Genomic DNA, 9,973 nt, shown 5'->3' on the forward strand with positions numbered 1-9,973 from the left:
GAACCGACCAACGCCCCCGCCGCCCTCTCCCGCCGCTTCTCCGTTGCGCCGATGATGGATTGGACCTACTTTCCCTGAAGGTCTTATTTCGCGCGCTGTACAGCCCCATAGTCACGCCTTTGTACCATTTTTGTACCACCCAGAATGGCTAATGGATCTCCACACCCCTACTAGCACTTCAAAATCACGCACAACACGTTCATGATTTGATGCAATGGATCATCATGAGGGCTGACAGCATGATCAGCTGTGTTATCAAGATCGCTTAGCTTCTTGCATCATAAGCAAGCTACACAAATGAATGTTGCATAATCTACACCAGCCATAGGCACTTCAAACTTAAAATTCCAGCCTGACTTCATGCATTAATTTAAGGACGTGCAAATGCAAATTCAGAACGAAGCATTATTCAAGCACCACTTACTGAACGGAATCAATCTTTTTACCGGCTCAGGCTTCTCGGTACTAGCCCATGGGATGCTGAGAGACATCCCTAAAACCATGCCCGTTGGCGATGGTTTGCGAAAAGAGCTTTTAGATTACTTCGACAGAGACTCTAACTCCAACCTTTCATTATCTCAGCTTTGTCTAATCCTAAGCGCAACAAAAAAAGATGAATTAATAGAGTTTTTAAAAACCAGATTTACCACCATAAATTATAACAACGAATACGACGCCCTTGAACGGGTAAACATCAAATCAATCTTTACAACAAATATCGACGACTTAACGTATCGAATTTACGAAAACAGCAACAACTACTACCTGAACGACATTGCCATTCGCGGCCCTTCAATTAATGACCGCAACGCAATTGACTACATAGCGCTTCATGGCTGCGTACGTTACGAGGACGGCAATTTTGATTTTTCTCCAGTAGAACTTTCGTCTAGCTTCGAACGCGACAAGGATAAATGGTACGGCTACATCAACAGAATCAAAAACACACCAACTTTATATTGGGGTTACAGCGTATCAGATGCGGGAGTTCTACAGTCCCTCGCGAAAGAAACAACAAGCGGAAAGGATAGAGCTCCGTCTTGGATTGTCTTGCGAACAGACGATAAAGAAGCGAAGGAATACTATAGCTCCTTGGGCTTCCAAATAATAGTTGGCGAAACCCAGCAGCTACTCAACTACTTCAAGCAACTTAAGGCAACAAACAAGCCAGACAAAAAAAGGATACGTGCCGCCTCCTCATTCAAAGAGTACACCGTCCCAGAAAAAGCCCAAATGCCAGTTAGAACCCTAGGAGAGTTTTACCTAGGTGCCGAGCCAATCTGGTACGATGTATTCTATGGAAACCTTCACAAAAATGAGCATTTTCAACGAATCAGCAACAACATAGCAGCTGAAAAAAACGTCATACTTACCGGCGGTGCCCTCACAGGAAAAACAACTCTCTTAAAGCTACTAACAATAACTTCCGCCGACTTCGGGTGGCCGTTCTTCATTGAGGAAATCACACCTGAAAAAGCAAATCTTCTAAAGCGCGAGATTGATTCTGAAGGTAGACGCGTTCTGCTCTTCATAGATAATGCTGCCGATGCGTGGGAGGCGATAAACCTCCTCTCAGACAGCCCGAATATCACGGTAATTGCAGCTGAACGCGACTACATATACGACAGCGTCGCCCATAGATTTCCGCGTCGAAAATTTGAGCACATAGATGTTACAGGTTTAACTCCACTAGACGTGCAGGCAGTCCGGGACAAAATACCGGCAGGGCTAAAACGACGAGAAGTTTTCAAGCCTCTTCCCAGAGAGTTAGATGTTGAAACCCCCCCAACCTTTTTTGAGGTTATCGACAGTGCTATTGCGGACCACTCTCTGACAGACAGGTTTATTGACGCGCTCAAAAGCCTTAAAATTGAGTCACCCTTTAAGCATGACCTACTCGTAATGTGCTGCTACTTGTACTCTTGTCGCGTACCGACATCTTTAGACGTGGCAATCGCTTACTCTCGAAACCATACTACTGATCCTCAAGAGGTACTTGAAACTCTCAGATCAATGGGAAGCTTCCTTTCCGCGTATGAAGGTTCACTATCAGACGCAACACAGGCTTATTTCGTCCCACGCTCTCGCTCAGTGGCTGACGCCGTGATGCGCAAAATTCCGTCGGAAGATCTTAAACAGTTACTCCTCACGTTCCATAGCGAAGTTTCACCAACCAAAATAAGCAGATATGATATTTTTCGAAGGGGTGCCTATGAGGCCGGACTAGTTGGAAAAGCTTTCTCCAACTGGGAAGAAGGTTTAGCATTCTACGAGCTTTCTTCAACACGAGACAACTCCCACTCGCTCAAGCAACAAGGCGCAATCTATTTAGCACATAAAAAGCAATATCATTTGGCTTTTAGCTGGATCGATGAAGCGTTGACTATGGTCGGTAGACGGAATGCACCTGTCCGAAATACTTATGCAGTAATCCTCTTCTCTGCAAACAGCGACAAACCCCTCGACAGCGACGTAATCTCTACACTTATCGAAAGTATGGAGATCTTAGCATCATGCTACAACAGCGATATACGAAAAGCATATCACGCAAAAGTATTCGCCGACCAAGCAATAAAATTTGCAAATCGTCTACCTAATCAACCCGAGAGCATTCAATATTTAGATCAAGCTCGAGATTGGCTTGAGGCTGAATTAGCGTCGAGAATTGGAGATAGGACGATGACGAGAATGATCCAGCAACTGCGGCAGGCAAAACGCGCTATAAAACGCACGATGTGAGAACCGCCGACTACCTAATACGTCCTAGCTAATATAGACACATCAACCATCACACGCCAATTATGCTGCATTACTAGTCAGGAAATGCCCGAAAGCCAGACCAGATAAGGGCCTGGCTTCTTTCCTTACCCTACGGCGCCAAGCCTCAAATGGCATTGAATGGCATAGGTTGGTGGACAAATTGCCCCATTTCTGCCCCAGCGACCTGCTGAGGCGCACAGCTCATCGCCACCCGTTCGCGGCTTCTCCGTTACACCGATGATGAATTGGGCTGACGCTTCCTGAACGCCACGCTCTACGCGATCTCCCAAGACTAGCTTTGCACGCTTTACGATTTTTGTGCCATTCAGTAGCGACTATCGCTCTAATTCTCCCCCTATACCAGCTAGCGAATGATATCGTAATGCCTCATATGGACCTTGACCCTAGGAGGTAACAATGAGTGACGAAGTAGACGTTCTGCGGCAACGCCTCAGCAACGGCAGCCTTGACGAATGCGATGCCATGGTAAGAGGGATTGCCCAGTTAGCCATGGACCAAGGATTCAATAACCTCACCGCACGTCAACAGGCCGTGCTTCGACCACACCTGACCCAAGAGTGTGCAGGGGTTACAAATCCAGGCGGCCACCACAACGACTGTAATGTGCTTCTTAAGGGCAAGAAGCTGGCGGCTGCGCTAGAGCAAGAACGTTATTACGGCGACGCTCTTTGCGAAGATTGCATCAACGAAACCGAACAGTACCGCCGAGAGTGGGAGCGGATCGAAGCAGAATAGGTCACAGGAGCGGTGACTACGATCTGCTGGAGCAGCCGATAAAAAACCGCTGGCCGCGCGAGCCTGAGGTTCGGCGGTTGAAGCGAAAGACGAACTCGTCGATTCGGGATGCGACGCAGCCGGATGCGGGCGAATCACTTGGCTCCAGCAGTTCGACGGCCACGGCGACCAGTAGCTTCTAGGTACTGCACTTTCGCCCAGTTTTGACGGGGTCTTGATCTGATCGTGGCCAAGGTGAACTATCGCACGGCAGCATTGGCACTGAAATGATTAAATCCCTTGAAGAACCTTAATTAGCATAGAGCCCCATTCAGCTGCATCAAATTCTCTAAATGCCCTGACACTAAACTAGAAAAGACATCTACCCTCAATCTATAAGTGCGCCCCTCAGCAGCTCTTGATTCTACGGCGAGCCTGCTCCACCGCAGGTAGCTCCACGCTCACTGCGTAATAGTGGATCACTCTTAACAAACTGACAATAGCCCAGCATCCATGCGCGTCCTAAGGTACATAGCCACTACATTTCACTTTCCTCCTTCTGGTACTATGTGATGCTACACAAGCAGCCATGGAGCCAAGCAAAACATGAGAGACAAAAAGAACAACTTTAAATCATCCACTCTTCGAAAACTGAAAAACAGAGTTGGAAATGTATGCTCAAACCCTTCCTGCTATGCACCTACTAGCGGGGCAAAAACTGGCGAGGAGGAAGGTGAGCTTAATATGGGCATTGGAGCGCATATTTGTGCAGCGTCACCTGGCGGGCCCCGCTATGTCCCACACATGACTCCAGCTCAACGTTCAGCTTACAAGAATGGAATCTGGCTCTGTATACCCTGCTCATATAAAATCGACAAAGACCCGACTGCATACCCAGCTGAGCTTCTACATGAGTGGAAAAAAACAGCCGAACAACGTAGCCAAGCCAAAATTGGTATACCTGCCCAATCTGACTCCGCCCCACAAGACCTACTGTTAACGGCACTTTCCGGCATGCCAATCAAGTCTGGTATTGCCCAAGCAATTAACAATGTTCACGGAGCTGTAGAGAGGGCATTTAGCGCCCTTGATGATCGCTTCCAAGTCAAAACCGTACACAAGTCTGGACAAACCATATTCCATATAACCCCCCGAGAAAACCTGAAAGTACCACTAACCTTAGAACTCAAAAACCCAAAGAGATATGTACAGGGATACCGTCAACTCATCGAAGAAGGAAAAAGTTTGATAATCGACACCTATGATGTAAATCTAACAGGTTCTCCACTATTAGAAAAAATAGCTACCGAGTCAAGCAAGTTAGAAATTGGCAGCCTATCCCAAGCATGCACCTTAAGAGTCTCCACAATAAATAAATCCACTCAAAATATTGAGATTTTTAATGACATATCAGGAGACCTCTCTTACGGCACAGTGAGTGGCACTTTTACTGGCTTCACGATGGAGAGAATGTTAAAAATTGAAATGCATATAAGCTTACAGCCCCACAACAAGTCTAAAATTACAATCACACCTTATACGGAATACTGGAATGGACTCTCCATCACCGACCTACCTTATTTCTCAAAAATAAAAAGCCTCCTATTAAACATAAACAACGGTCACATTATCAACTTAACCCTAGAACACAAAGGTGAAAAAATACTATCCGTCTCAAGCGAGGCCTCATCATTTGAAGACCAATTCAAGAACATAGAGATGCTATTCCTCTACCTGGATGCCGCGAGGGTTATATCAAAATTCACCAACACAACGATACTTTTTGATGACACTCAAACCATACCCATAGAGGATATCGATAGACTAATAGCCATATCATCCATGATAGAAGGAACCTACATAAGACTAGAAAAAGACTTATCAAAACCTATCCAATTCAAGCTCACCAAAGAAGACAACATAAGTGATCAGCTTAAGATTATAGAAAAAGATGTAGACCTACAATTGAGAAACACCCAAACAGAGAAGGAAACAGTTTCAATATTTGGAAAATCTATAAAAATGCCACAAAAGGTCCTCGAACTCACAAGGGTACGAATTAAAGTTCTCAATAGAGAAACAATATCCACAGACAACGACATTGCGTGCGAAATAATACCAATGGAAAACTTCTCCTTGAAGATTTTTTATCTTAGCGAAACAGATAGCTCAACAGGAGAGAATATACCCAATTTACCATCAGAGGACTGATAGCTGTAAGGTTATACTTATTTTACTTTCAGATAAACCCGCATCTAGCTTATGCTGTTTCCTCGACATGCCGCGTATGCAGCTAGTAGTTTAGCCTCATACCCTCGACGCTGGTGGACCTCTGCAAGTAATGCGCGGACCTTAGTCTGTAGGTCGTCGCTCTTCTTCAGTCCAGCGGTTGCCCAAGACGGTATTTCTACTGTAGGTACCCGGCAGGGCACAGCCACCGGAACCTCCACGCGCACCATGCGCGGCTCAGGCTCGACCTTGCCGGCGCATCCCGCCAGCGCGATCGCCATCAACATCAGCACCACCCTCATAGCCCCATCTCCTGATCGATAATCGCCTCGGCGGCCGCGCACTGCTCGCCGACGGAGCGCTCCAGCAGTAGGCGCTGTGCCGCGGCATACTCGCCGTCGGCGCGCTGACGCGCTTGCTCCACCGCCAGGGCTGCCTCCCTGGCGCGCTGTTCGCCGGCCTGGCGCAGCGCGGTAACTTGCCGGTCCTGCTCCGCTACTGCGGCATCCAGACTGTCCCGAGCGGCACGGCAGGCGACCAAATCCGACCGCGCGGCATCGAGCTGCGGCCAGTAGTGTCGCGCGCCGAGCCACACACCGCCGGCGGCGCCGAGGCCGACCAGCAGCAGGCAGGCCAGCGCGACCGAGAAATCACGGGCGGAGATCACGACAGCACCGCCTTGGCACGCTCCCACAGTTCTACCCGCTCATCCTGGCCGTTCATGCCGCCATTTATCGTACATGTGATAAGCGAAAAACGGCCCGAGTCGGCCAGGCCGTTGAGCCCATGCGCCGCCCACCACCAGGCGCCCGATCTGGCCGCGTGCTCGGGCTGCTCCAGCAACTCAGGCTCAGCCTCCAGCGGCAGGCTGAGGCCGGCGCCGGCAGCTCGGTAGTTCTTACGGCCGGTGATTTGCAGCAACCCTCGACCGCGGAACCGCCAGCCGTCTCCGCTGGACTCGTCGCCGTTGCCGTTGCGGTTGGCGTAAGTGTTATTGGCAACGGCCTCGGGGTGCCGAGCGAGGTTCAACGCAAGGGCGTTTGGGCGTCCGTCAGCGCCGCGATATCGACTCGGCCAGGTATTCGCCAACCCCTGCGCCGAGTAATTCAGGTTCTCTACCAGGCGCGTGAGCTGGGCGCTTTCATGTCCGACCTGGGCAAGAAACGCCGATTGCCTGGCTGCGCCCAGGATATCGAACTGCAACATGGCCCGATTCAGCGCGGGCAGGAAAATCCCAACGGCCGGCCGGCACCTCGGGAGGACGTACAGCAGTTGGCTTTCAGTGATAGGCATGTCGAACTCCAATGAAAAAGCCCGCATGCGCGGGCTTTGGGTACTAATGGATAGATTCTGATGGCACAATGCAGCCCGCCAGGAACCGCGAGCTAGAGAGGAAGGAGAACAGTGAGCGTAAGGAACATCGCTAAACGGTACGCCGAGAAACAACTAACCGGCACTGAAGCGCTGGCCGAACTGAAGGAAAAAGACCTCCTCGGTGACGCCCTTATGACCCTGCTGGTCGACCACTTCGAACAACGCTGGGAACGGGAACAGTCCCTGCCAGACGAGTACAGGACAGAGGACTGGTGACCCAACCGCCCGCCTGCTCATACAGGCGGCGGGCCCTTCACGATGCTTTCCCGATGGCCACTACCTGAAGTGGCTTTTTCTGTTTCTTCTTGCCAGCGGCCTTGGCCTTGCCCTTCTTGCCGGCGTTGCACTCAACCGTCGTGCTCCAGCCAGCCTGGGTAAATACCTGTTCCACCGACTCCACTAGGTAGGAACCATCGATTCCCGACTTAATGCCGGCGACGACTATTGTTCGTTCCGCGAAGAGATCCGTTCGCCCTGGCATTTCCAGGCGCACCCCAGCCGTGGAGCGGTTGAACGCAGCCAACCGCGCCTTGGCGGCCTGCTCAGCGGCGCTCTTGTTCGGATGGATATGGCGGTCGGTATGCACGGGCGGAAGCCCGGCCGGAGCCTCTGCATTCGCCAGCTCGACCACCTCCAACTTGCCCGTCTTCTTGTCCTGATACGCCGCCTTGACCGCCTTCTGCGTGGCCCGGTCACTGAACCGAAACTGAAACCGGGTAATCTCCGGCCGGGTCAGCGTGACGGTCGTCAGTGGCGCGCCGGATGCGCGCTCCCCGCCTTCGCGAGGCAGTACAAGCAACTTGTCCGCCGCCACCTTGGCCGTGCAGCCGTACTGTCTGGCCAGCCGCGTGATCAGGTTAAAATCCGATTCGCCAATCTGGTCGACACGCGGAACCACCGTCTGCACCGGGCACTCGCTCTGCCAGCCGTTGCGTGCGGCAATGTCCGCCACTATCCGCGCGAGCGTCACCCCCTCCCAGCCTCCGTCGCGGATCGTCTTGCCGCTGCCGCGCATGCTGCTGGCCTTGCCGCGGATGACGATGGTATCCGGCGGGCCGGATAACTCCACCTCGTCCACGGTGTAGATGCCAATCCGGGTCAGCCCGCGCCCGTCATAGCCTATCTGGATCTCGACCGATGCACCCCGCTCCGGCAGCACCACGGCACCGTCGCGGTCGTCAATGCGCAACTCGAACTCGTCGGACTCCATTCCCGGCTTGTCGAGCGTGCGCAGCAGCAACAGCCGGTCGTTGATACGCGCAGTGATATCGGCCTTGTCCGCGATCACCCTAAATATCGGCTTCATTCATCCTCCAGGGATCAGCCCCACAACTGCACCTCGCCGGTCACCGGTACCTCGACCTCGGGCATGACAATCAGCAGGCCGGCCCGGAAGGGCTGCGGCTCATCGGCAAGCCACTGGTTCGCGTCGTAGACCGCCTCCACTGTCCCCACCAGATGCCCGTAATACTGGACGCAGAGCGTGTCCAGCAGATCCCCGTCAGACGTTCTGCAGATCGTCTCCATAGCGGACAAACTCCAGGCTGAATGCTTGTTTGCGAGGGGCGCCGCCCTGGACAAGGGCCGACTGCTCCTCCTCGATACTCGCCAGACACCACAGGCCGAGCACCTGGCCGTAACCCGTGGTCAGGCTGAGCGGCACCTGGCGCCGCCCGATTTCACGTAGCTGCTCGATTTGCCCCAGGCCGACCCGAATACCGAAGACAGCCCCCTTCAACGTCAGCTTGTCCTCCCCCTCCCCGACCGCCTGTTGCGCCGGCCGCCGGGTGAGTCGTTCCTGAGCAGCCCAACGAAACGCCGTCTGCCTCCGCAGTTCATCGAACGCGGCCGTGTCGAGATTGAAGTAGAACGGGCTACTGTTCACATCCCGCGGCTGCATGACCAGCAGATGCGCAAACGGCTTGGAGGCGGCCGCGCTCGGCGTCATGCTCGAACGCAAGCCGGTCGGGATGATGTTGGCCAGCTTGGGACTGGCAACGCCGGCGAGCCGCCCGACCTGCCCGGTAACCTTCGACACGGCGTCGGACAACGCTCCATACCGCTGATCGAGCCCAGATAGCGCACGGGCAGCACTGCTGTAGGTATTCATGACGCCACCCACCTTTGCCTGTGCTACGCCCAGGCTGCGAGTCAGTCGCAGCGCCCGGTCGCCCAAACCGACCGGGAAGCCGGGCAGCGTGGACAGCTCATCGGCAGCGCCCGTGAGATCGGAAACCGCACCCGTGATGGGCGCCAACATGCCGTCGACACTCCTACGCCCCTCCTCCCCGGCCCGCACCACTTGGCGCAGGCCGGATTCCATCATTTCGATGTACGGCATTCACCCTCCTACACATTGGGCTCATCGAACAAGGACACCCGCTGCATCTGCCCGGCAAAGTCAGCGAGCTGCCGGCGAAGCTCTGGCATGATCGCCTGGAGCAACGCCTCGGGATCTTTCGCATCCCCCTGAACGGTGAGACTGATGTTCGGCGAGAAACTGAACTCTTGTTTCACCGGCACCGGCGCCGGTTTCGGCGGCTCCGCCACTACCGCAGCGACAGGCGGAACAGCGGGCTTCGCGGGCTCCGCCGGAGCAGATCCGCCGAACAGGCCGCCGCTGCCGAACAGCGCTTTGCCGCCGGCGGCCCCCAGCTCGGAACCACCCCAGGCACCGATCATCCCGCCGATCAGGCCACCAATCGCCGTGCCAATGATCGGAACGACAGAACCAATCGCAGCTCCCGCAGCAGCGCCGGCGAGCGTGCCACCGAGGCCGCCCAGGGCAGCGCCGTAGCCGGCGGCCTTTTCGTCTCGCGTCTCCGCGTTCACGAAGGTGTCGGCCGCCTGGAGGCCTGCACCGACGAGTGCCAGC

General features: G+C 53.6%; 10 protein-coding genes and 3 pseudogenes. 5 read left to right on the plus strand and 8 right to left on the minus strand.

The features are described from left to right. From FFS27_RS33675 to FFS27_RS33325, 3 genes and pseudogenes are all read left to right on the plus strand, one after another. Positions 1 to 66 (plus strand): annotated as a pseudogene (locus FFS27_RS33675) (hypothetical protein); the annotation flags it as partial. 318 nt (positions 67 to 384) lie between these two features. Then, the gene (locus FFS27_RS21650; RefSeq protein WP_137952202.1) at positions 385 to 2,739 is read left to right on the plus strand and encodes a P-loop NTPase; all 2,355 of its coding nucleotides are present in this window, start codon (positions 385 to 387) and stop codon (positions 2,737 to 2,739) included. Positions 2,740 to 3,177: 438 nt separating this feature from the next. Beyond that, complete coding sequence (locus FFS27_RS33325; RefSeq protein ID WP_023127314.1) at positions 3,178 to 3,516, plus strand: hypothetical protein; 339 nt, start codon at positions 3,178 to 3,180, stop codon at positions 3,514 to 3,516. Here the strand turns inward: FFS27_RS33325 and FFS27_RS21655 are convergent. After that, positions 3,435 to 3,619 (minus strand): annotated as a pseudogene (locus tag FFS27_RS21655) (hypothetical protein); the annotation flags it as partial. The gene FFS27_RS33325 and the pseudogene FFS27_RS21655 overlap by 82 nt on opposite strands. Positions 3,620 to 4,101: 482 nt before the next feature. On the opposite strand from FFS27_RS21655, the gene FFS27_RS21660 reads away from it, so the two are divergent. After that, complete coding sequence (locus FFS27_RS21660) at positions 4,102 to 5,706, plus strand: hypothetical protein (RefSeq protein ID WP_137952203.1); 1,605 nt, start codon at positions 4,102 to 4,104, stop codon at positions 5,704 to 5,706. Between the two features lie 44 nt (positions 5,707 to 5,750). On the opposite strand, the gene FFS27_RS33680 is transcribed toward FFS27_RS21660, so the two are convergent. From FFS27_RS33680 to FFS27_RS21675, 3 genes are read right to left on the minus strand one after another with little or no spacing between them, the layout of a single operon-like run. Beyond that, positions 5,751 to 6,026: a hypothetical protein gene (locus FFS27_RS33680; protein ID WP_078465069.1), complete on the minus strand. Its 276-nt coding sequence runs from the start codon at positions 6,024 to 6,026 to the stop codon at positions 5,751 to 5,753. Further along, the gene (locus FFS27_RS21670; RefSeq protein ID WP_031652620.1) at positions 6,023 to 6,391 is read right to left on the minus strand and encodes a hypothetical protein; all 369 of its coding nucleotides are present in this window, start codon (positions 6,389 to 6,391) and stop codon (positions 6,023 to 6,025) included. The genes FFS27_RS33680 and FFS27_RS21670 overlap by 4 nt, the downstream gene beginning before the upstream one ends. Beyond that, the gene (locus tag FFS27_RS21675) at positions 6,388 to 7,017 is read right to left on the minus strand and encodes a glycoside hydrolase family 19 protein (RefSeq protein WP_137952204.1); all 630 of its coding nucleotides are present in this window, start codon (positions 7,015 to 7,017) and stop codon (positions 6,388 to 6,390) included. The genes FFS27_RS21670 and FFS27_RS21675 overlap by 4 nt, the downstream gene beginning before the upstream one ends. A gap of 111 nt (positions 7,018 to 7,128) precedes the next feature. Here FFS27_RS21675 and FFS27_RS21680 point away from each other — a divergent pair, with 111 nt between their 5' ends. Further along, positions 7,129 to 7,314 carry a DNA primase gene (locus tag FFS27_RS21680; protein ID WP_137952205.1) on the plus strand — a complete coding sequence of 62 codons (186 nt, stop codon included), beginning with the start codon at positions 7,129 to 7,131 and terminating at the stop codon, positions 7,312 to 7,314. A gap of 37 nt (positions 7,315 to 7,351) precedes the next feature. Here FFS27_RS21680 and FFS27_RS21685 read toward each other — a convergent pair whose 3' ends face one another. The 4 genes and pseudogenes from FFS27_RS21685 to FFS27_RS21700 all read right to left on the minus strand — a co-directional run. Next, positions 7,352 to 8,404, minus strand: coding sequence for a phage late control D family protein (locus FFS27_RS21685; protein WP_112302828.1), 1,053 nt, complete (start codon positions 8,402 to 8,404; stop codon positions 7,352 to 7,354). Between the two features lie 14 nt (positions 8,405 to 8,418). Next, positions 8,419 to 8,625, minus strand: coding sequence for a tail protein X (locus tag FFS27_RS21690; RefSeq protein ID WP_015649042.1), 207 nt, complete (start codon positions 8,623 to 8,625; stop codon positions 8,419 to 8,421). Beyond that, positions 8,600 to 9,439, minus strand: a complete 840-nt coding sequence (locus tag FFS27_RS21695; RefSeq protein ID WP_137952206.1) for a phage tail protein — start codon at positions 9,437 to 9,439, stop codon at positions 8,600 to 8,602. Before FFS27_RS21695 ends, FFS27_RS21690 begins: the two co-directional genes overlap by 26 nt. Before the next feature lie 8 nt (positions 9,440 to 9,447). Then, positions 9,448 to 9,973, minus strand: a pseudogene (locus FFS27_RS21700) (phage tail tape measure protein); the annotation flags it as partial.

This window comes from Pseudomonas sp. 2VD, assembly GCF_005503585.1.
Taxonomy (GTDB): Bacteria; Pseudomonadota; Gammaproteobacteria; order Pseudomonadales; family Pseudomonadaceae; genus Pseudomonas; species Pseudomonas aeruginosa.